Below are 20,830 nucleotides of genomic sequence, written 5' to 3'. Positions count from 1 at the left end.
GAGGAGATCGGGCCGATCGGCGTGGAGGCCGACGGCGCGTTCAGCCGCGTCGCCACCGCCACACCGTTCGAGGCTCCCGATTTCGAACCGTGACCCGAGGAACATGGCCACGGCGGGCCAGTGGCGATGGCTCTGTCACTGCCGAAGGAGGACATCGTCGACTGCTGGTACGGCGGCCCTTGACTGAGGAGGTTTCGCTGTGTGCGGGACCGGACGCGTGCCGTCCGAAATGGAGCGGTGGACTGGGATCACACGTCGGCAAACGGACTGGACCTGCGCGACACGCACGACGGGAACCCTCTATCGACGGACCTCGGACTCGTGATGCGTGTGCAGCGGGCAGGCGACATTGTCATCAGCCGGCCACTCTTCCTCATCCGCGAGTGGGCAATGGAAGTCTGGGACAATATCCCCTTATCCGAGTGGATGACATTCTGACCCCCCTCTCAAGGGTTTGCCGCCAGGCCCGTGGCCTCGGGCGTTCCAGCCGACAACATCGCACCTTAAGCGCAACCGCCCGACTGAGTGACAACGGCTGCGGACAACCCCGGACAGCGGCGGATCTTGGTGGGCTGAAATCGCAGGCCCGTGTGGACGGGATGCGGCTTGCCGATCCGCTGGAGTGGAACAGCGGCCGGGAAGAGGAGCTTGAGTCTCCAGCAGGGGGAGGCGCGAGGGTACGGAGTATGGACGGCGACACGCTCTACTCGATCGGCGATCTGGCTCGGCGGACCGGGCTGACGGTCAAGACCATACGGTTCTACTCCGACTCGGGAATCGTGCCGCCGACTGACCGCAGCCCGGCCGGCTACCGGCTCTACGACATCGATGCCCTCGCGCGTCTGGACCTCGTGCGGACGCTGCGCGACCTGGGACTCGACCTTGCCGCCGTCCGGCAGGTCCTGGACCGGGAGATCTCGCTGCCCGAGGTCGCCGCAGCACATGCCGAAGCACTGGAGGTGCAGATCCGTACCCTGCGACTGCGGCGTGCGGTGCTGCGAGCGGTAGCCAAGCGTGGCTCCACCCTGAGGAGATGGACCTGATGCACAAGCTCGCCAAGCTCTCCGATGACGAACGCCGACGTCATATCAGCAACTTCATCGACGACACCTTCGGTGGTCTCGACGCCAACCCCGATCTGGTGGCCATGATGCGCTCGGCTATGCCCGACCTGCCCGACGACCCCACGCCGGAGCAGGTCGAGGCCTGGGTCGAACTCGCCGAGCTCTCCCAGGACCCGGACTTCCGCGCCTCCGTGCGCCGGATGGCCGAGTACCAGGCGGCCGAACGCGCTCAAGGCGACACCACGGGCCTGCACCATGACCTCACCGACGCCGTCCGCGACCGGGTCGGCCAGGCACTGGCAGCCGGTGTCGCCCCGGCCTCGCCCCAGGCCGCCCCTGTGATCACAGCGCTCATGGCCCGCTACGCGCACGTCTTCGGCCGCCCCGACGACGCCAACCTGCAGCGTTGGCTGCTGACGCGCTTGGAAACCGCCAACGATCCCCGCGTGGAGCGGTACTGGCAGCTGCTGGCCGTGATCAACGGCTGGCCGGTCCCCGAGAGCCTGGCCCCAGTGTTCGATTGGTTCATCCAGGCTCTGCGTGCCCACATGGAGCGGTAGCGCGAGGCCGAACAGGACGCAAGAGACAGCGGTCAGGCCCTTGATCGTTTGACCGTCATCCGGCGGCGACCATGGCGAGGTTCCGGGTCATTGTCGTGGTGCCGTCGGCGTTCCCGGTCACGGTTCTCCGGGCGGGACACCGTGAGCCGGGCAGGAACGTCGAAGGTATCGGGGCGGGTACGGCCGCATGCGACTTCAACTGCCGAGACCTGCTGCCGGTCGGCGGCAGGTCTCAGTGAGAAGGACACCGGTCATGGTGTGCGCTCCGCACTGGCCAGTGCGGCGGTGCCGACCAGAGCCAAGGTCGCCTCGGGGGTGAGGGGGTGGAACGGGCCGCCCCGAACGTCCCGATATGCCCGTTCCAATAGGGAGGTCCGGAAGAAGGCGGCACCTCCCACGACGTCGAGGGCGAGGTCGACGATGGCCTTGGCCTCACACACGGCGTGCCGCTTGGCCACCATCAACGTGATCAAGGTCGGCTCGTCCGCGGGCGGGTCGTCGCCGACCTCTTCGACGGCGGCGAGCAGCGCCCACCAGGCCACCCGCAGGCGGGCGGCCATCTCCCCCAGCTGCCGAACCGCCGCCGGAGCCGGGTCCCCGGCACGCGCGCCGAGGACTCGGAGCGCCTCGTCGTACGCCCCCCGTGCGATGCCCAGATACACCGCGCTCACGACGGGCGCGAAGTGAATGGCGGCGACCAGCAGCGGGCCCGAGAGCTTCCCGTACGGCCGGCGACCGAGGATCTTGTCGGCCGGGACGAACACGTCCTCGAATACCAGGTCATGGCTGGCGGTGCCACGCATGCCGAGGGTGTCCCAGGTCTCGACCAGCGACACGCCGGGGCTGGACAGCGGTACTCCCGCGTGCAGCACCTCGGCGTCGGGTCCGGGTTCTCCGAGCACTGCCGAGGTGGAGATGACGGTAGCGACCGGCGCCTGCGAGCAGAAGGTCTTCCGTCCGGTGAACCGGAACCCGCCGTCGACCTCGACGGCCGTCGTCGTCGGGCACACCCAGTCCGATCCACCGCTGGTAGCCATGATCAGCCCGTCCCCGGCGATTCGGCGCAGCGCGCCTTCGGCGTCCGGCGCGCCTCGACGGTGCCGCCAGCACTGGACCAGGGTCATATAGAGGTGCATGGCGGCGGCCAGCGCGGCCGATCCGGCATGGCGGGCGAGCTCGCCCTCGGCCAGCACCACCTGACGCAGCGCGGCTCCCAGGCCACCGAACTCCGTGGGTACGGCCAGCCTCAGGTAGCCGTGATCCTGCATCGCCTGGTAGCCCTCGGCGACGAAGGTCGCGTCCAGGTCGTGCCGCGCCTCGGTAGGGGCGCATTTCCGTCCTACTTCGGCGGCCAGTGCGACGACGTCGGCATCGTGCAGGGGTTGGTTCATCGTCAGAGTCATGGCTCGACGCTAGAAAGGCCGGGAGGCCGTCTCTAGTACGAGATGTGTACCACCTGGTGGTTTCGTCTCGGGGTTACGCTGAGCGGCGTGGGTTCCTCGTACGGACAATTCTGTCCCGTCGCGAAGGCGATGGAGCTGCTCGACGAGCGTTGGACACTGCTCATCATCCGGGAGCTGGTCACCGGAAGCCGGTACTTCAACGAGCTGCGCCGCGGGGTGCCGAGGATGTCCCCCTCTCTGCTGTCCAGGCGGCTCAACCGGTTGGAGCGGGCCGGAGTCCTGGAGCGCCGCCCAGACGGCAACCGGGTGCGGTACCTGCTCACCCCGGCCGGGCAGGAGCTGCGGCCGGTGGTCGAAGCACTGGGCGCCTGGGGCATCCGCTGGATCCCGGAGCTTGGCGACGAGGACCTCGATCCGCAGTTGCTGCTGTGGGACATGCACCGCAACGTCGACCACGATGTCATCCCTGAACAGCGCACGGTGGTGCAGTTCAGCTTCACGGATGTGGCAGCGCACACCCGCGACTGGTGGCTGGTCATCACCCCCGGCGACGTCGACGTATGCGACGACGATCCCGGCTATCCCCTGACGGTGAAGGTGATCGTGGGCCTGCGGCGGATGACCGAGATCTGGCGTGGCGATCTCACCTGGTCCGACGCCCTCCGCTCCGGCGTTGTCGAGGTGCACGGCCCGGAAGCGGCGCGCCGCGCCCTGCCCCGGTGGTTCAGGCTGTCCACATTCGCCCAGGTCCCCCGCCCGCACCGGGTGAGCTGACCCCAATCGCGGTATTCATTTCGGGGGACGTGGCATTCGCCGGACAAGAAGCCGTGCGATCACATGATGCGCTCCGTTCCCTTGAGGAAGCAGGACGAGCGGCAAGGGGGACATGATGAGCGAGAGCCAGCCAGATCACCCGATCTTCCCGCTGGTCACCTCGATGCCGTCGAGCCGAGGCATCCTGATGTCCACCAGGCACACGTCGGGGCGCAGCCGCCAGGCCATGGCGACCCTCGGCCCCATCGGGCGCCTCCCCGACGACCGTGATGTCGGGCTGGTCCTCCAGAATCAGCCGCAGCCCTCGGCGGATCATCGACTGGTCGTCGGCGAGCAGGACCGAGATGGTCATCGTGACTTCCTGGCGGGGGCGGGCAGGGTCGCCCGCACCGACCAGCCGGCGCCGGGCCGTGGTCCGGCGCGCAGCGAGCCGCCGAGTGTCTCGACGCGTTCGCGCATGCCGATCAGACCGTAGCCGCCGCGATGACCGTGCCGGGCCGGGGCCGCCGGGGCGTCGTCGGTGACCTCGACGGTGACGTCCTGCGGGTTCTGCTCGACGGTGACCGTGACGGAGCGGGCCTTGGGCGCGTGCCGCAGCACGTTGGTCAGCGCCTCCTGGACGATGCGGTAGACGGTGCTGGTCACCTCCGGCGGCCACGTGGCATCCCCGCCCGGCAGGCTCAGACGCACCGCCGGGCCCTTCCTGCCGAAACGCTCGACCAGCGCGCCGAGCCGCTCCGGCCCGGGGGACGACGGTGCGGCGTCGTCGGCGTCGCGCAGCAGCCCGACGACGCGGCGCATCGCGGCCAGGGCCTCGGTGCCGGCGGTCTCCATCTCGCTGAGGTATTCGGTCACCTGCTCGGGATTCCGCCGCGCGACCACCTGGACGCCCTGTGCCTGGACGACCATGCCTGTGACGTGGTGGGCCACGACGTCGTGCAGTTCCCGGGCCAGCTCCAGTCGCTCGGCCCGGCGCACCCGCTCGGCGGCGGCCGACGCCCGCGCGTCCAACGTCCGCAGCGTCAGCCCGGCCCCGGCGCCGGCCAGCCAGACCAAGCCGTCCAGTGCCGTCACCGCCGGGAGGCCGGCGGACGGCGGCCCGGCGGCGAGCTGACCGACGATGATCACCACAGGCCCGGCGGCCGCGATGGCACCGGCCGGTACCGGCGCAAGGGCCCGGAGCGCGGAACCGGTCAGCACCGCCAACCCCAGGGTCATGGCCGGGCTGGGTTCGGCGGGAAGGTCAGGGCCGGCCACACGGGTGGCCACGATGGCCGCGACCGCGACGCCGAGCCCCGCGACCGCCGGCCAGAGCGGCCGGCGCGGCGCCAGCAACGCCGGCAGGCACACCGCCGCCGCGCAGACGCTGCCTGGCACCCAGTACCAGGAGCCCCAGCTCTGTGCGATGGCGGCGGCCTGCACCGCGATCGCCGCCAGCAGAACGGCGCCGAGCCCGGCCACGGAGGCGACCCGGCCCCATCCCTCCGCAAGGGTCATGCCGGTCAGCCTATCGATGCGCCGTCCGGCGGCGCTGTCCGGCAGGATGATGCCCGGCACGTCCCGGTTGCGTTCCATTTCTACTGCTCAGGCCGGCCGAGCGGCGGCGACGACGGAGCGCCGGACCGCCGGACAAGGGCGAACGCGCGCAGCAACGGCCCGGCGATCAGCCCGCCGACCACCAGCAGGGTCGCCGTGGTCGTCACGCCGGTGGGCCCGCAGACCCATACGAACGCGGTCACCGCGACGCCGCCTGCGGCGATGGCGGCGGCCGGCAGTACCGGCAGCGTTCTGATGGAGGAACCGACGAGCACGGCAAGGGCCAGAGCCGCCGTGGGGGACGGCTCCTGCGGCAGGTCGCCGACCAGGGACACCCCGACGGCGACGGCAGTGATGACGACGCCCGCCGCCGCCGTCCACGGCCTTCCTCGCTCGCGCAGCAGCGCCAGCCCGCACATCACCACCGCGACGGCGGTGGTGTGGACCCAGTAGGCGCCGCCCCAGCTACCGATGAGCATGTACGCGGTGAAGACGATGCCCAGGACGAACACCACGCCCAACCCGATGTTGACCAGCACAGCCGGTTCCGCTGGAGACGGACCGGCATCTTTTCCATGACTGTCGGCAAGCGGCATGAGGAACCTAGTTTTCGGAATAGGCGGCCGGGACGGAGAATCAGTGCGCCTCATGGCGTCAGGCGCGCCTGACGCGCCGCACAGCGATGGCGGTGAGAAACGCGCCCGCCACCAGATAGAGCCCGGTTTCGGCCAGTTGGAACAGCCAGTACCGGCTGCTGGGCTGATACTCGATGTCAACGTGCAGGTCGAGTTCGGACAGGCACACCGCGGCGTCACCGAACGTGCCGCCGGTGCCGGTCTTGGGCGGGGCGTCGAGGCATTCGTTGAACGTGCTCTCGCTCACCGTTCGCCCGTCGGCGGTGCGCAGCGGGCTGGTCTGGCTGATCCACGCGTCGGGGGCGCCGGGCACCTGCAGGCCGCCGATGACCGGGGCACCGGTGATGCTGCCCAGGTTCCTGGCTTTATTGATGGCCTGCGCGGTCATCGGCAGGGACGCCTTCTCCGGCGCCATGAGATGCGGCCGCACCAGGTTCGGCACGACGAACTGGACGACGAGGAAGACCACGCCCGTGATGGCCATCGCCGGCAGAGTCCGGCGCACCAGCAGGCCGACGATGGTGCCGAGGGTGAAGGCGAGGAAGGCGTAGCCGATCGGAGCGATGTTGCGGGCACCGAACTCCACCGTGCCGAACCGGTCGGATGCGACCCGGTCGTACGGGGAGGCCGCCCAGGTGAGCAGCAGGGTGACCAGGCCCGTCAGGGCCATCGCGGCCACGCCGACGAACGCCATCCTGCCGATGAGCCAGCGGCGGCGGGTCACGCTCTGGTTCCACACCAGCCGATGGGTGCCGAGTTCCAGTTCCCGCGCGATCAGCGGCGCCCCCCAGAACATCCCGATGATGACGGGGATCAACCCGAGCCCGCCGGCCAGGAACAGCAGCGTGTTCTTGTAGGCGCTTTGGAACTGGCTGCTGGCCTGCGCGCAGCCGGCGGGGTCGGTGCACCGGGACCGGTAGGCGTCGTAGGCGTCCCGGATGTCCATGCCCAGGTGCAGCAGGTACACGGCGACCAGGGCGAGTCCCAAGGCGCCGACGAGCGCCTGGAGGCGAAACTGCCGCCAGTTCAGCCAGATCATCGCACTCCCTCCCCGGCCACGGCGACGGGCGCGGTCGCCCGCGACATGTAAGCGAGCACCAGCTCTTCGAGCGTGACAGGCTCAGCCCGGAACGGGATCTCCGACGGCGGGAGGTCGGAGCGCACCACGGCGCTGCTGGACTGGGCGTGGTGCTCGGTCCGAATGACCTCGACCCCTGCGGGCAGCCGGTCGAGCTCGCCGCGGAGCGCGACCAGCCGGTGGTGGGCGGCCAGCAGGTCCCGGACCTCGCCGGCGACCTGAATCCGCGAGTCGCACAGCACGATGAGGTGGTCGCATGCCTGCTCGATGTCACCGAGCAGATGCGATGACAGCACAGCGCTGGCACCGAGTTCGGCGACGAACTCCAGCAGGCTCACCAGGAACCCCTGGCGCGCCAGCGGGTCCAGCGCGGCGGCCGGCTCATCGAAGATCAACAGCTCGGGGCGCTTGGCGGCGGCGATCGTCAGCGCCAGCTGCGCGCGCTGACCGCCCGACAGCCGTCCCGCCTTCTGGCCCGGGTCGAGCCCGACCTGCGTGAGGCGCCGCTCGGCCAGGCCCTGGTCCCACGACGGGTTCAGGCGCGCGCCCAGACGAAGGTGGTCGGCCACGCTGAACGACGGATACACCGGGGTGTTCTGCGCCACGAACCCCACTCGGGCCAGGTGCGCGGCACTCGCCGCCGGACGGGACCCCAGAACGCGCAACGAGCCCGACGTCGGCTCCTGCAGCCCGCAGGCCAGATTCAGCAGGGTCGATTTGCCGGCCCCGTTCGGGCCGACCAGACCGACGACGCGACCGGCCGGAACGTTCAGATCGACCCCGCTCAACGCCTCCCGGCGGCCGTACCTTTTCGTCAATCCCTCGGCTCGCAGCACAGGGACGGATTCCTCTTCCGACATGGGTCCATCGTCGAGAGCGGCGCCGCCCCGGGTCACCGGCCGAAGGCACGATTCGCACCGTCGGCGATCGTACTTACGGCTGGTTCGATGCCCTGCGTCGGACTGCCGTCTTACTGATCGTTCCAGAATGAGGGAGTCGTCCCAGCAGATGAAGCCGCCGGCGCCCGGCCCGGGACCTGGCCGGTAGCCAGCCATCACGCACCCTCTGTGGCCTGCACGGACAACCGAGTTCATGAGGTCCTGCCCCGGTTGAGGGGCGGGCGGTGGGCCCAGGTGGCCCAGCGCCAGAGCCACTCGACGGGGCCCTGGCGGTAGCGGCGAAGCCAAAGGGTGGACAACAGCCACTGGGCCGTGAGAATGATTCCCGCGGCCTGGAACGCCGCCGACAACGATTGGCCGATCGGCAGGCCGAGGAGGTGACTGGCCGCCAGAACGAGGAGCGTGGCGGTCAGATAATTGGTCAGTGCCATCCGGCCCAGCGGCGCGAAGACGAACTGCAGCGCCGGTCGCAGCGGCGTTCTGAGCAGGATCAACACGACGCACACATACACACCGGCGAGTAGCAGATCAGCCAGGGTAGACGTGAAAGGCAGCTGCGTCGTGGCCCCTACGGCCCGCATGCTCGCCTGTACCCATAGGGCAGAGGCAAGTCCCGCCGTGAAGACCAGGCCCAGCAGGACCGGTCCTCGGGTGGACTGCTCGATCAGATCGATCACCCCGTATCGGACCAATGCCGAGCCCAGCAGGAACAGTCCGGCAATCAGCAGGGGCCCACCCCCGCCGATCATCGCCACCGTCACGAGCGCGGCGGAGAGGCCGGCCACGGCCCACCGCGGCAGCCAGCTCGAGGGCAGCAACACCAGCATGCCGACGATGGCGTACTTGGTCAGGACTTCACCCGGCCACAGCAGCATATGCACCAGGCCGATCGCGAGCAGCGCCAGAAGCCGGCGCAGCAGGACCAGCCGTGGGCGGAGGACGCGGTTCGCAGCGGAGTCCAGCAACAGCGAGAACCCGATACCGAACAACAGGGAAAAGATCGGGAGCCCGAGCCAGGGGTCCCAGTTCCCCATGGGCTGCGCGGCAACGGCGGTGCCGCCGTTGGCTATCAGCTGGATGTTGGCGAGCAGGATCTCGCACAGCGTGAACCCGCGCAGTACGTCGAGCGCGATGATCCGGGGCCGACCCGAGGAGAGCGCAACGGCCTGGGCCCGATCGGCGGAGGCGGCGGCGGGCCCTTCAGACGGGAGACGGTGGGCGGGATGGCTGGCCGGGTCCTTGGGAGGCGAATCCTGCGGGAGTTCTTCGCGTGGCATGGGGCCTCATCCTGCAAGGGCCCCAGGGGGACGGCATCGGTCGAAAGCAGGGTCCGCGGCGCCCGAGATCGTACTTCCGGCCGATAGATCGGCGAGGGCGGGTGTCTGGCCTTAGGCGATCACGAGGCTCCATTCTGGTAGCCCCTGCCGAGATCACTTCCGTTGGGCCTTTGTCGTCTAGCATGACGAGCGTCGAGGGTAGATTTCGGTCCGACCTACAGGGCTTCGACTCTCATGAGAGCATGACTCGCATCACTCTGCCGGCTCTGGTGTCCGCATTGATCATCAACCTTATTTCTGGTTGCCATTCAGAGTTTTTCCCTGGTACGTCTCGGGCGCCTACCGGAGTCGTCGTCGATATGCGCTCGACAGGAAAGCTGGTGGCTCAAACCACAGCCGAATGGTACTGGGACGGCCTGACCGAGATCATGGATGTTCTGGTGATCGACACCGGAGCCACGGACACCACCGACGCCCTTGCCTCTGCTACGCATAGCCTCAAAAAGCGCGGCTGGAGACTCAGTGATGCCTTCCCATCGCCATCAGTATTGATGAAGTCAGACAAGTGGAGAGAGGTGGAGGTTTCGGTTGACCCGCTCTCATCCTACGATCCGCCCAGCTCTGATGGGCTCAACGAGGAACTCGATAAACGTAATGAACAACTGTTTCGAGCCTTGAACATGGCGGCCGGGGCAGAAAACCTCGTGGTTCTTCAGTCGTCAGCGCAAGGGTCTTGATGTAGCTCACAGCCGGACGGCCGAATCGCCTTGCAGTGTAGCCATGGAGGTACTGACCGGCGAGGGCTACGGAGAGGCCATCAGGTGTCGTAGGAGCCATCCCAGGGCTCGTAGAACCCGATCTGGTTGGGGTAGTACTCGACATAGCCGTCGCCGTCTTCGGCTCTGTCCGTCTCGTCTATGAGACCGAACACGCAGTCGTGGGCGTCCACACGGAAGAGACGAACGGCGATGTCCCCATACTCGACGTCCTGCAAGCAGGCCAGCATCCGTTGCAACGCCTGATCTGCCTCGGCGCCGTCCGCAAAGGGACCGATCTCAGAGCTGAGGTGCCGACCATCGTGGTCGAACAGATGAAGGATCGCGAACCATGGCCCCGGCATCGGCTCATCATGCTCATCACGCCAGGGCCACTCCCCTACCTCTTCATACGCCGCGACCGGCCATCCCCTGCACACCCCTCCGAAGAACAAGCCTCCAGCATGGGTGCCGATGGTGTCGGTGTGGTAATCGGGCTCGCAGGAAATGGGGATCAGGTCAGGTATCCGCATGGCAGCGACAGTAACCCCAGCCGATGACATTTCTTGGCAAGAGCCGTGCACCAACTCACTACTTGCTGACGGCGACGGACGGCAACCGGCGACGGCATCGCCGCCAGACGCGACCGGACACGGCTGGAGTCCCCTGAACACATACCCCCGATTCAGAGGCCATGTGCCCAGGGCGTCGATCGGCTGTAATCCGTCAATGCGGGGTTCGAGTCTCAAGCGCTCCAGCGGAGGCATCTCCGGGCGGAAGTACTGAGCTGGAGGCAGAACGGCGAAGGAGTCGCCAGATGCCCACGGCGATCACGGGTATGGCTATCGCCCAGCAGTAGAGGGCTGCGATGATTCCCTCGTTCACGTGCTGCCCGTTGCCCTGCACCTCAGGGACGACGCTTGACGCGATCTCCGGAAGGAGTAGCAGCGCCACCCCTGCCAGGGCGAGCATCGAGTTAGTCACGACGGACAGCCTTGCCGGGTACGGTTCCCGGATAAGGCGGCCGACGAACATGACAAGGCTGACGGCACAAACGACAGCCGGCACCATGATCTTGCCGGACCAATGGATGAGCATGGTGGACCAGTACCAGCGCTCATCCGGCATCGGCGGCATGAAGTAGACCATAGGTGCAGGTGGGCCGTTGAAGTCTTCGACAGTGCCCAGAATCGAGCCGCCGACGAGGGCGCCGACGAAGGCGATGGACTTCGGAGTGCGCCGCGCCCACCTTGTCAGCCCTGTGGCGGCACCGAGTCCGGCGAGCAGACCGAGGAAGACACCTTTGCCGGCTCCGTAGGCGATCGGGACCCAGGCGTTCCAGGGGTAGTTGCCGACCGTAGCGGCTGTCCACGCACCAACCGCACCCCAGACGAGAATGCCGTCGGCGATCCCTGCCGCCAGAAGGTCCCTCACACACCTGCCCGTTGTCACAAAGGCAATATGCCCTCCACCGCCGGGCAAGGCCGGGAAAACCCGGGTGCGTGTCCACCCCGACTCGAGAATCAACGGCCTGATCACTGGAGACAGTGATCAGACCATTGACCGTTTGACCGTTGATCGAATTCATGATCAGGAAGCGCTAGGGTGAGCGGCCCGCCCTCTGCTCGATCTCCTGGACGTGACGCGTGCGCCGTTATCGGTCGGTCCTTCCCGCCGTGCTCGTGACCGGTGGCTATGTGGCGGCGCTCATGGTCGCCGCCGTGCTCGCGCGGACCGGTGGCGACGTCGGCTTCCTGTGGCGGCTGTCACTGTTCGTCGAAGCGGACGAGGACGCCACGGCCACGTGGCCGAACGTGCTCACCCTCGTCCTGGCGGGCGGACTGTGGGCCTGGGCGCTGTGGCAGAGCCTGCGGGACCTGCCGTACGGGAAGACCCTCTCGGCCGACCCCGAGACGCGCCCGCTGCGAAGGGCTCTGTATGCGGCAGTGGCATTCTGGGTGTTCTACGCGGTCATGCCGGTCTGGCCGTGGTGGGCGGTGGTGCTCGACACGCTGGTGATGGCGGCGCTCGTCGTGCTGTTCCACCCGGTGCTGCGCCGCAACATACGTCACGCCGACCTCGCCCTGGGCGCCGGCCTGCTGGCCCAGGTGAGCGTGGCGGCGGCCGAGGTGTTCGACGTGCTCGACTGGCACGCGGCGGAGCGGGCGGCGGCGCTCGGCGGGTTCGCCGGCGTCGGGACCTCGGTGTGGTCCGTGCTGGTGCTCGTGGCGCAGTGGCGGGACGGCCGCTGGGGGCGGACGACCGTGTGGTACGGCATCGCCTCCGTGCTGGTGCCGGTCGCGCTCCTGATCGGGGGCATACCGCTGAGCGGGGCCGGTGATTTCCACGACGTCTACGACGAGGCCACGTCGGCCGCCGACGCTCTGTTCGTGATCTGGCTGGCCCGGTCCGCCCACGAACTCGCCGGCACGCCCAGCGGGCTCGCGCCGTACGTCCCGCCGACCGATCGTAGAGCGGCGCTCACGGTGGCGGCCCGGTTCGCCGCGTGCCTGGTCCTGCTCCTTCCGCCGCTGGCCAACCGCCATCCGGCGTGGATCAGTCCGCACGTGTCGATCGAGCGACTGCCTCCTGTCGTGGGTGACGTGGTGGGCGCCGTCTCCCCGGCGTTCTGGCACGCTTTGGAGCTGTTCGTGGGCATCGGCGGCCTGGCCGCACTGGTGCTCGTCGCCCTCCAGCGGCGGGCCGTGTTCTGGGTGGCGATGAGCGGCCTGTTCCTCACCGCGCTCGGCGGGCTCGCCGCCGTGACCCTGACCGACCGGGGCGGCCCCGGGCTCCTCTACGGCTCGGATGCCTTCGATCCGTATGCCATGATCACCACCTTCTCGAGGCCGACGACCGTCTCTCCGTTGTGGTTCACCGCCGCCTGCCTGATCTCGGCCGCCCTGCTCTGGCGTGAGCGGCACCGGCGCCTCGCAACGCCTGCAGTCGGATCCAACTCGACTCCAAGCCCGCGACTGTGAACTGTGCCCCGGTTCCGGAGTCCGGCTTGCGCCGCCGCGACCAGGTGGTACCAGCCGGAAGGCCGGTTCCGATCCCCGGAACCGGCTCCCCTGCCCTCCGGGAGACCAGGCCCCGCTCACAAGCGCGCAGACGACCGGGAAGGTCGTGACGAGCGGCAGCGGGCGGGTTGTCCTCGGGCGGGCCGGGACGAGACGATCTGCCTCGTCCCGGCCGACCCGTGGGTCATGCCGGCAGCGGGTGCCAGCCGTCGCGGTAGCGGACACCGTCGCGCCGGAGCCGGACCTCGTCGTGCAAGGTTCCGGGAACTGGTTCGGTGCGGACCAGCTCGGGCCGATCGACCACGATGCACACATCCTCGCCGGGCCACCACCAGCCGCAGGAGCGAACCAGTGCGGCCCAGTGGCCGAGGTGCTCGAGTTCGTCCGGCCCGTAGGAGGCCAGTCCGAGCCGGTGCAGGGCGTCGTAGTAAGCGACCCACGCCGCGTCCTGCTGCCCGTACCAACACGCCGGTACGGTCCCGCTGCCGGCCAGCGCGTTACGAATCGGCATGCGGTATCCGTGCGCGAGGCTCCGGTGCAGTGCGGTGCGGATGCCTTGGTGCAGCACCACACCCAGTGGAACGCCGGCGTCGAGTGCCTTCAGCGGTGGCAGTTCGGGCCAAGGCTCGCCCCGTTTACCCCTCCGCGTCGGGGACAGCTCAGGGTCGGCGTGGGAGACACCCGCGCTGAGTGCGCCGCGCAACTGGGACTCGAGCATGGCCAGATCACTGGCCAGTGGCGGTGTCCCGTGCGGACGAGGATCCCGGATCCACCCGTAGAGCTGGTCGAGAGTGGGCAGACCGGTGACAAGCGGGATCGCCTTGTCCGGTGAGTCCACCCATTCGAACCAGGGCTTCGGGCGAGAGATCCTCGCGTAGATCATGGTCAGGCTGTGTTCGACGGTCCGCCGGTCGGCCGGCTGCGTGGACAGACCGTGGTCCAGCCACTCCTGTCGGATCTTGACAGCTTCCTGCCACCGGTCGTGAGCGCTCTTGCTCCTGACGTCGGCAACAGGTTCAGCGGCGACATAGCGCCGCGTGGGCGCGGTCAACGCGCGTGGGCGTCGCCGCCCTTTCGGTTGGAGATCATGCCTCGATGATGGCCTGCGCTCCACGGTGTGCGCAACCACCCGGCCGATCCCCGCCCCAACCGCCGCTGCTGTTGCCGTTTGCTCCGCAGCAGCCGGGCCGGTTGCGGCGAGGCAGGGAATGGGCCGGTGTCTCTTGGGCGCAGCCGGATGCGAACCGGCAGGCGAATCGGCTGCGATCGCTGCACCCACAGTCGGCGGAGCAATTTGCGCCTGGAGAGAGCGGCGCCGAAATCCGACCGCCCGGTCGACAGCGATCGAGTGCATTCCCAGGATCCATTGCACGGCTCCGGCCAGTCGGCAGAAAGCCGCCCGAAGGAGCCTCCGAACCAGGAGCGCATGACCCAATGGAGGAGCCTCGATCGGGACAACACAGCATGGCTCGGCCGGTGCTCGGCATTCGAGAATTCCCGCTGTCGTCCCAGGCCAGATGGGATATGACGCTCGCGGCGCGGCTACTCGCCCAGTATGCCGACGCCTCGCCTGAGACGCAGCGCGAATTCCATACGGCGCTTTCAGATGCCGTTCCCCGGAAGAAGATGAAACCCGCCCGCCTCGCATACCTTGCGAATCGAATGCGAGTGAATTCCAGCCGTCCCCAGCTATATGGAACTCAATTCTTCAATGACGGCAACGGAGATCCGCGTCGGGCGCGCCTACAGGGCGTCGGGGCGCCAGCCGGTGGCATCCCGCTCGGTGATCTCGCGCAGGACCCGGGCGGGGTTACCGGCGGCGACGACGCGTGCGGGGACGTCTCGGGTCACGACGGCCCCGGAGCCGACGATCGCGCCGTCGCCGATGGTCACGCCGGGGTTGATGGTGACCCCGCCCCCGATCCACACGCTGTCGCCGATGGTCACGGGCCTGGCATAGCAGGCCCCGGCGACGCGCTCGTCAGGATCGATGGCGTGGTTGGAGGTGTAGATGCTCACGCGCGGCCCGAGCAGAACGTTGTCGCCGATCGTGATTCGTCCGCCGTCGAGCATGACGGCGTCGAAGTTGGCGTAGAAGCCGGCGCCGACGCTGATGTTGTAGCCGAACTCGCACCGGAAGGTGGGCTCGAAGTGCGCACCGGGGCCGACGTGGTCGAGCAGGTCACGTAGGAGGGCCTCACGCTGGGCCTGGGGAGTGCCGAAGCTGTCGTTGTAGGCGTTGGTGAGCAGCACGGCGCGCTGTCGGGCGGCGACCAGTTCGTCGGTCAGGTCGTTGTACATCTGCCCGGTGAGGATGTGGGCGCGCTGTGCCTCGAGGCTCACGGTTGTCTCCTGCGGCGTTCGGTCTTCGTCGGCTGCGCGACCGATCTCGAGCCTGGGCCGCGCAGACGCCGAATTGGTACTCGTCGAGGACCAAGTGTCGCGGAACCCGCGACCGACGCCGACGGGACCTCTCCTGTGGAGAGCATGATCTGCGGCAGCCTCGGCCGGGAAGCCGGGGCCGGGCGAGCCGGGGGCAGTCGGCGTCGCACAGCGCCGACGGCGGGCTGTCGCCTCTCGCTGGCAGGCGTCAGGTGAGGGCACCGGCGCGGGCCGCCGCCAGCGCCGCCGCCGCGGCCCGATCCGCCGCGGTCTCGTCCAGAGGTTCCCCGGTGTTGAGCAATGCGTAGTACAGGGGTGCGGAGACGGCGGCGATCACCCGGCGCGGGTCGGTGCCGGAGGGCAGTTCGCCTCGTTCGATCGCGTCGGTGACGCAGCCGGCCCATTCGTCGATGCGTACGGCGTAGAAGCGGCGCAACGCCTGCGCGGCCTGGTCGTTGCAGAGTGAGGCCGCGATCAGCGCCTTGAACAGCCGCCCCTGGCGGGGATCGGTGAGGGTTTTGAGGACCAGGCGGGCGTTGTCGCGCAGATCCTGGTCGACGTCGCCGTTGCGCGACCGGGGCAGGGATCGTTCGGCCATGTCGTGGAGAAGGTCGGCGGCGAGCGCGCCGGGCGTGCCCCAGCGGCGATAGAGGGTGGTCTTCCCAACTCCCGCGATACGCGCGATCTCGCCGAGGTCGAGCCCGTCGAAGCCCCTTTCGGCCAGCGTGTCGGCGGCGGCTTCAAGGACGGCCTCGCGGACGCGAGCGGTGCGTCCACCTGGGCGGACGGCACCGGGCGGTGGAGTGGCTGCCATGACGGCTCCTTCCCACAAGGCCACTATCGGGACCAGGGTTCCCTTAAGACGGCATGGAGTGCTAGTGTCCTCGTCAGTTTAACGGGACGAGAGAACCGTTAATACCGCTGCCTCCATGCCCGAAGGGACGTCCCTGTCATGTCCACCACGAAATCCCTGCCGGTGGCCGCGGCCGCCACTCACGATGCGCCACCGCGGCGCCTGACCGGCCGCCTGAAGGTCATCCTCGCGGTGCTGCTGGTCGCCCAGTTCATGCTGGCCGTCGACTTCTCGATCCTGAACGTGGCACTGCCCGCGATCGGCGACGACCTCGGGTTTCCCCTGGCCGATCTGCAGTGGATCGCCACCGCCTTCGCTCTGTGCGCGGCCGGCTTCACTCTCTTCTTCGGCCGCATCGGCGACTTGATCGGCCGCAGGCGCATCTTCCTCGGCAGCCTCGCGCTCCTGGGCGCGGCCTCGCTCGCGGGCGGGCTCGCCCCGAGCCCCGCGGTCCTCATCATCGCCCGCATCGCCCAAGGGCTCGCCACCGCCGCCGCCACCCCGGCCGGGCTCGCCCTGCTCACCACGTCCTTCCCCGAAGGCCCCATGCGCCAGAAGGCCCTGGGCCTCAACGGTGCGCTCATGTCCGCCGGGTTCACCGCCGGCGCGGTCCTCGGCGGCGTGCTCACCGACCTGCTGTCCTGGCGCTGGGCCTTCCTCATCAACGTCCCCGTCGCCCTGGCCGTGCTCCTCGTCGCCCCCGCCGTCATCGCCGAGTCGCGCCCCGCCGCCCGTCCCAAGGTCGATCTGCCCGGCGCGCTGTCGGTCACCCTCGGGCTGCTCGGCGTCGTTTACGGCCTGACGCGCGCCGGCGAACACGGCTGGAGCGAGCCCCTCGCCCTGACGGGCCTGCTGGCAGGGGCGGTCCTGCTGGTCGTCTTCTATCTCGTCGAGCGCAGGGCCGCCCAGCCCCTGGTCCCGGTGCGCGTACTGCGCAAGCGCACCGTGGCCTGGGGCAACGTGCTCGGGCTGCTCGCCTTCGTCACCGAGACGTCCCTGGTGTACCTGCTCACCCTGTACATGCAGAAGACCCTCGGCTTCTCGGCCCTCGCCGCCGGGCTCTCCTTCGGCGTCCTGGGAGCCGGGACCGTGACCGGCGGCATGCTCGCTCCGAAGGCGATCGCCCGCACCTCCACAGCGGCCGTCCTGATCGGCGGCGGGCTGCTCCAGGCCGTCTTCACCGCCATCCTGATCTTCCTGGGCGACACGCCGGCCTCGATGGGACTGCTGCTGCCCGCCACCTTCCTGGGCGGCGTGGGCAACATGCTCGTCATCGTCGGCTTCATGGTGACCGCCACCACCGGCCTCCCCGACCACGAGCAGGGCCTGGCCACCGGCCTGGCTTCGATGTCCCAGCAGGTCGGCATCACCATGGGGACCCCGATCATGTCCGCGATCGCCACCGCCACGGCCGGGGGTGTGGCGTCCGCCGGGGCGATCCTGCACGGTGTCACCGCCGCCATCGCCGTCAACGCCGTCCTCGTCCTGCTCGGCGTCCTCCTCGCCGCGGCCTTCCTGCGCACACGACGCGACCCCGTGCACGCCTGACCGGCCCGCACGCGGCGGTCCCGATGACCAGGGCCGCGTTACCGTTCCTCACGCATGTAGCCGCGAGCGCCGCGTCACGCGCGAGTGCTGCCGGACATCGCACGAGCCACGCGTCAGCCGATACGGGGGAGGGCGAACCGCTCGGCGAACGCGGACATCTCGTCCCGCTGCCGCTCCGGTTCCGTGGACGAGGGACTGACCACGATGCGGGTCACGCCCTGCGCGGCGTACGTCTCGACGCGTTCGGGGGACATGTCGATCGACCCCCAGCGCGTGTACTCCAGCGCATCGGGATCGCGACCGACCTCGGCGGCCGCGGTGCGGGCCAGTTCCCACTGGACGGCGCGTTCCTCCGGAGTGAGCGCGCCACCCGGGAAGTAGCCGTCGCCGCGCCGTCCGGCCCGGCGCGCGGCGGCCCGGCTCGACCCGCCCACGTGGATCGGCAGGTGGGTGACGCCACAGGGCTTGGGATAGCTGCACGCGTCATCGAAGCCGAAGAACTCGCCGGTGAAGCTGACGCCTTTCTCGTCCCCCTCCCACAGCAGCCGCAGCACGTCGATGGCCTCGTCGGCACGGCGTCCACGGGTGCCGAAGTCGACCCCCGCCGCTTCGGCCTCGCCGGGCAGGGTGCCGAGCCCCACGGTCAGCAGCCGCATCCGCCCTTTGGACAGCACGTCGATGGTCGCGAGGCGCTTGGCCAGGACCACCGGGTGGTGGTACGGCAGCAGCAGCACGGCCGTGCCGAGCAGGAGGCGTCGCGTGGCCGCCGCGACGAAGCCCAGGCAGTCGAGCGGATCGGGGTAGGGCAGCGCCGGCGGGATCTCGAAGGGACCGATCGCGGCGCCGGGATACAGCACGATGTGCTCCGGAAGATAAAGCCCCTCGAAGCCGCAATCCTCGGCATGGCGGGCATAGGCCACCAGCCTGTCGGGGTCGAGCCCGTCGGCGGTGGAGTAGGCGATCGCGAATTTCATCGGGGGCTCCTCGGGCCGGTGTTCGCGATCACGCTAGAACCTTGTCGCAGGCGTCAAGGCAAGGATGGATCCGCCACAGGCCGGGTAGGCGTGCGTCTCGGTGGCCTGGACGGCGGCCACAGCCATCACCCCAGGCTCCAGACCGAGCTCGTCGGCCGACCGGCGGCTCATCAGCGAGACCACGCGGAACGGCCGGTGGCGATCTCCACCTGGGCCGTCACCGCGTCATCGGTCTCTCATCTGCGGGCCAGCGCCAGATAGCGCTCCTCGGTGTCGTCGTAGTCGAGCAGGGTCCAGCCGGCGGCGTCCAGCAGGGGACGGAGGTTGTGCTCGGCCCGTATGTCGCCGGGGGTCAGGGTGCGGCCACGCCGTGCCGCGAGCACCGCACGGCCCACGGGGTGGAACAGCGCCAGCCTCCCGCCGGGGCGGGTCACCCGGGCCAGCTCGGACAGCACGGCCACCGGCTGGAGAACGTGGGAGATCAGCCCGGAGGCCAGCACGCCGTCGGCCACGCCATCGCGGAGCGGAAGCCGCCCGACGTCGGCGATCAGCAGCCGGCCGGACTCACCCCGTCCCCGTTCGCGGGCCGACCGGATCATCTCCGGGGTGACGTCCACGCCCACCACGTGCCCGGCGGCCCCGACCGCGTCCCGCAGCAGGGGGAACGCACGGCCGGTTCCACATCCGGCGTCGAGGACCAGACCCCCGGCCGGCAGGGCCATCTCGGCGATCGCGGCGGCGAAGGCCGGGCCGTCGTCGGGATACTTCTCCTCCCAGGTGGCCGCCCTCGCGGCGAAGAACTCCCTGGTCTCCTCAAGGGATCGATCGTTCATGGTCTTCGTCTCCTCAGCGGAAGGAGGTGGAGGAACGATTCGACCACAGCGCCGGCCCCGTCACGAAGCCGAGCGGCCGTTCGCCGCCCGGCCGGACGTCAAAGTGGCGACGTGATCCGATCGACGCACCAGTAGAGGCTGACCGCCACGATGGGGACCGACATGGCGGCGGTCACCCAGCGCACCGCGGACGTACGGCGCAGCAGCACCAGCAGCGGGAAGAGCACCGCGATGATCAGCAGCTGGGTCGCCTCGATGCCGACGTTGAAGCTCAGCAGCGACAGGAGCAGCTCCCACGACCCCTTCTCGTCGATGTCCAGCGCGCTCGCGAAGCCGAGCCCGTGCACCAGGCCGAAGGCGAAGACGATCGGCAGCCGCCACCTGCCCAGTTTGTCCTCGTCGCGGCCCAGGAGGTTGGCGACGGCCACGACGATGATCGACACCGCGATGACCGGCTCGACGATCCCCGCAGGAACGTCCACGATCCCCAGCGCCGCCAGGAGGAACGTGATGCTGTGGGCGGCCGTGAACGCGGAGGCCGTGACGACGACGTCCCGCAGGCGGCGGGCGCCGACGAGCAGGGCGAGCAGGAAGAAGATGTGGTCGAGTCCGGACAGCAGGTGCTCGGCGCCGAGCAGGAAGAACTCCCCGATCTGGTGCGAGGCCCGGTGCTCGCCGACCCGCACCGTCGGGTTTCCGGCGGTCAGGACCGCGGAACCCGTCGTGCCGTCGAGCGTGTAGCCGACGATCGTCTCCGTGCTGTGCACGAAGCTCTCGGCGTCGGGGAAGAGCGCGCTTGAGATCGCGTGTCCTCCCCCGCCGTCGCCCCTGCAGTGGTAGTCGAGGGTCAGCACCGCGTAGGCCACGTTGTCGCGGTCGCGCACGCCCGCGTCGCCCACCGGCGTGGGCGTGCAGGGCGTGTCGCCGTACGCCACGGCGAAGCGGCGCGTGACGTAGTCGACGACGGCGGCGTGGTTCTTCTCGAGCTGGCGGAGCTGCTCGGCCCGCTCCTTCGCGTCGTACGCCTCGGCGTACAGCCAGGCCGACTTCATGAGGAGGTCGTACTCCAGGTCGAGCACGACTCTGACGTCCGCGCCCGTTCCGGTCACCGTGGCGTGCGCCTTGGTGGTCGCGTTGTGCGCCGCCGCCGGAGCGGAGAACGCCGTCAGCCCGCCGAGGGCGAAGGCGAGAGCGAGGACGGCGGCGGACAGCCTGCGAGACATGTCTCGTTCTCCAGGT

The 20,830-nt window shown here is 69.3% G+C and carries 21 protein-coding genes and 2 pseudogenes; 7 read left to right on the top strand and 16 right to left on the bottom strand.

Annotated elements, in window-relative coordinates:
- The first annotated feature begins 237 nt into the window (after positions 1-237).
- From QSK36_RS12915 to QSK36_RS43475, 3 genes are all read left to right on the top strand, one after another.
- Positions 238-438, top strand: coding sequence for a hypothetical protein (locus QSK36_RS12915; RefSeq protein WP_183537684.1), 201 nt, complete (start codon positions 238-240; stop codon positions 436-438).
- Between the two features lie 248 nt (positions 439-686).
- A complete protein-coding gene (locus QSK36_RS43480; RefSeq protein ID WP_352240182.1) occupies positions 687-1,043 on the top strand; it encodes a MerR family transcriptional regulator in 357 nt (118 codons plus the stop codon).
- Positions 1,034-1,624, top strand: coding sequence for a hypothetical protein (locus QSK36_RS43475; protein ID WP_352240180.1), 591 nt, complete (start codon positions 1,034-1,036; stop codon positions 1,622-1,624). Before QSK36_RS43480 ends, QSK36_RS43475 begins: the two co-directional genes overlap by 10 nt.
- Before the next feature lie 251 nt (positions 1,625-1,875).
- Here the strand turns inward: QSK36_RS43475 and QSK36_RS12905 are convergent, their stop codons facing one another.
- Complete coding sequence (locus QSK36_RS12905) at positions 1,876-3,027, bottom strand: acyl-CoA dehydrogenase family protein (protein WP_285782549.1); 1,152 nt, start codon at positions 3,025-3,027, stop codon at positions 1,876-1,878.
- Positions 3,028-3,114: 87 nt separating this feature from the next.
- Between QSK36_RS12905 and QSK36_RS12900 the strand changes: the two genes are divergently transcribed.
- Positions 3,115-3,801: a winged helix-turn-helix transcriptional regulator gene (locus QSK36_RS12900; protein WP_285782548.1), complete on the top strand. Its 687-nt coding sequence runs from the start codon at positions 3,115-3,117 to the stop codon at positions 3,799-3,801.
- A 153-nt stretch (positions 3,802-3,954) separates the two neighbouring features.
- Here the strand turns inward: QSK36_RS12900 and QSK36_RS12895 are convergent.
- From QSK36_RS12895 to QSK36_RS12870, 6 genes and pseudogenes are all read right to left on the bottom strand, one after another.
- Positions 3,955-4,153 (bottom strand): annotated as a pseudogene (locus QSK36_RS12895) (response regulator transcription factor); the annotation flags it as partial.
- Positions 4,150-5,376 (bottom strand): sensor histidine kinase, encoded by a 1,227-nt coding sequence (locus QSK36_RS12890; RefSeq protein WP_285782547.1) that lies wholly within the window; start codon positions 5,374-5,376, stop codon positions 4,150-4,152. The pseudogene QSK36_RS12895 and the gene QSK36_RS12890, both read right to left, overlap by 4 nt.
- Positions 5,377-5,378: 2 nt before the next feature.
- On the bottom strand, positions 5,379-5,876 hold the full coding sequence (locus QSK36_RS12885; protein WP_285782546.1) for a hypothetical protein: 498 nt from the start codon (positions 5,874-5,876) through the stop codon (positions 5,379-5,381).
- A gap of 115 nt (positions 5,877-5,991) precedes the next feature.
- Positions 5,992-7,011, bottom strand: coding sequence for an ABC-2 membrane transporter-related protein (locus QSK36_RS12880; RefSeq protein WP_285782545.1), 1,020 nt, complete (start codon positions 7,009-7,011; stop codon positions 5,992-5,994).
- Positions 7,008-7,910, bottom strand: a complete 903-nt coding sequence (locus tag QSK36_RS12875) for an ABC transporter ATP-binding protein (protein ID WP_183537691.1) — start codon at positions 7,908-7,910, stop codon at positions 7,008-7,010. The genes QSK36_RS12880 and QSK36_RS12875 overlap by 4 nt, the downstream gene beginning before the upstream one ends.
- Before the next feature lie 230 nt (positions 7,911-8,140).
- Positions 8,141-9,226: a DUF418 domain-containing protein gene (locus tag QSK36_RS12870; RefSeq protein WP_285782544.1), complete on the bottom strand. Its 1,086-nt coding sequence runs from the start codon at positions 9,224-9,226 to the stop codon at positions 8,141-8,143.
- A gap of 242 nt (positions 9,227-9,468) precedes the next feature.
- Here QSK36_RS12870 and QSK36_RS12865 point away from each other — a divergent pair, with 242 nt between their 5' ends.
- Positions 9,469-9,963 (top strand): hypothetical protein, encoded by a 495-nt coding sequence (locus QSK36_RS12865; RefSeq protein WP_285782543.1) that lies wholly within the window; start codon positions 9,469-9,471, stop codon positions 9,961-9,963.
- A gap of 80 nt (positions 9,964-10,043) precedes the next feature.
- Here the strand turns inward: QSK36_RS12865 and QSK36_RS12860 are convergent, their stop codons facing one another.
- On the bottom strand, positions 10,044-10,514 hold the full coding sequence (locus QSK36_RS12860) for a hypothetical protein (protein ID WP_285782542.1): 471 nt from the start codon (positions 10,512-10,514) through the stop codon (positions 10,044-10,046).
- A 193-nt stretch (positions 10,515-10,707) separates the two neighbouring features.
- On the bottom strand, positions 10,708-11,415 hold the full coding sequence (locus tag QSK36_RS12855) for a hypothetical protein (RefSeq protein WP_285782541.1): 708 nt from the start codon (positions 11,413-11,415) through the stop codon (positions 10,708-10,710).
- Between the two features lie 212 nt (positions 11,416-11,627).
- Between QSK36_RS12855 and QSK36_RS12850 the strand changes: the two genes are divergently transcribed.
- Entirely contained in the window at positions 11,628-12,962 is a 1,335-nt protein-coding gene (locus QSK36_RS12850) for a hypothetical protein (protein ID WP_285782540.1), read from the top strand.
- 223 nt (positions 12,963-13,185) lie between these two features.
- Here the strand turns inward: QSK36_RS12850 and QSK36_RS12845 are convergent, their stop codons facing one another.
- The 3 genes from QSK36_RS12845 to QSK36_RS12835 all read right to left on the bottom strand — a co-directional run bounded on the left by QSK36_RS12845 (position 13,186) and on the right by QSK36_RS12835 (position 16,197).
- Complete coding sequence (locus QSK36_RS12845) at positions 13,186-14,052, bottom strand: DUF6745 domain-containing protein (RefSeq protein ID WP_285782539.1); 867 nt, start codon at positions 14,050-14,052, stop codon at positions 13,186-13,188.
- Positions 14,053-14,744: 692 nt separating this feature from the next.
- Entirely contained in the window at positions 14,745-15,344 is a 600-nt protein-coding gene (locus QSK36_RS12840; protein ID WP_285782538.1) for a sugar O-acetyltransferase, read from the bottom strand.
- A gap of 247 nt (positions 15,345-15,591) precedes the next feature.
- On the bottom strand, positions 15,592-16,197 hold the full coding sequence (locus QSK36_RS12835) for a TetR/AcrR family transcriptional regulator (protein ID WP_183537698.1): 606 nt from the start codon (positions 16,195-16,197) through the stop codon (positions 15,592-15,594).
- A gap of 138 nt (positions 16,198-16,335) precedes the next feature.
- Here QSK36_RS12835 and QSK36_RS12830 point away from each other — a divergent pair, with 138 nt between their 5' ends.
- Entirely contained in the window at positions 16,336-17,784 is a 1,449-nt protein-coding gene (locus tag QSK36_RS12830) for an MFS transporter (protein WP_285782537.1), read from the top strand.
- Between the two features lie 113 nt (positions 17,785-17,897).
- On the opposite strand, the gene QSK36_RS12825 is transcribed toward QSK36_RS12830, so the two are convergent.
- The 4 genes and pseudogenes from QSK36_RS12825 to QSK36_RS12815 form a co-directional block, all read right to left on the bottom strand.
- Positions 17,898-18,758 carry a TIGR03619 family F420-dependent LLM class oxidoreductase gene (locus QSK36_RS12825; RefSeq protein WP_285782536.1) on the bottom strand — a complete coding sequence of 287 codons (861 nt, stop codon included), beginning with the start codon at positions 18,756-18,758 and terminating at the stop codon, positions 17,898-17,900.
- A gap of 33 nt (positions 18,759-18,791) precedes the next feature.
- Positions 18,792-18,985 (bottom strand): annotated as a pseudogene (locus QSK36_RS43470) (TOBE domain-containing protein); the annotation flags it as partial.
- Between the two features lie 9 nt (positions 18,986-18,994).
- On the bottom strand, positions 18,995-19,591 hold the full coding sequence (locus tag QSK36_RS12820) for a class I SAM-dependent methyltransferase (protein ID WP_183537702.1): 597 nt from the start codon (positions 19,589-19,591) through the stop codon (positions 18,995-18,997).
- A 98-nt stretch (positions 19,592-19,689) separates the two neighbouring features.
- Positions 19,690-20,814, bottom strand: coding sequence for a HupE/UreJ family protein (locus QSK36_RS12815; RefSeq protein ID WP_183537703.1), 1,125 nt, complete (start codon positions 20,812-20,814; stop codon positions 19,690-19,692).
- Positions 20,815-20,830: the final 16 nt, after the last annotated feature.

It is taken from the genome of Microbispora sp. NBRC 16548 (assembly GCF_030268985.1).
Taxonomy (GTDB): domain Bacteria; phylum Actinomycetota; class Actinomycetes; order Streptosporangiales; family Streptosporangiaceae; genus Microbispora; species Microbispora catharanthi.
Note: the sequence above shows the minus strand (reverse complement) of the source record. Positions and strands in the feature narration are given on the sequence as shown.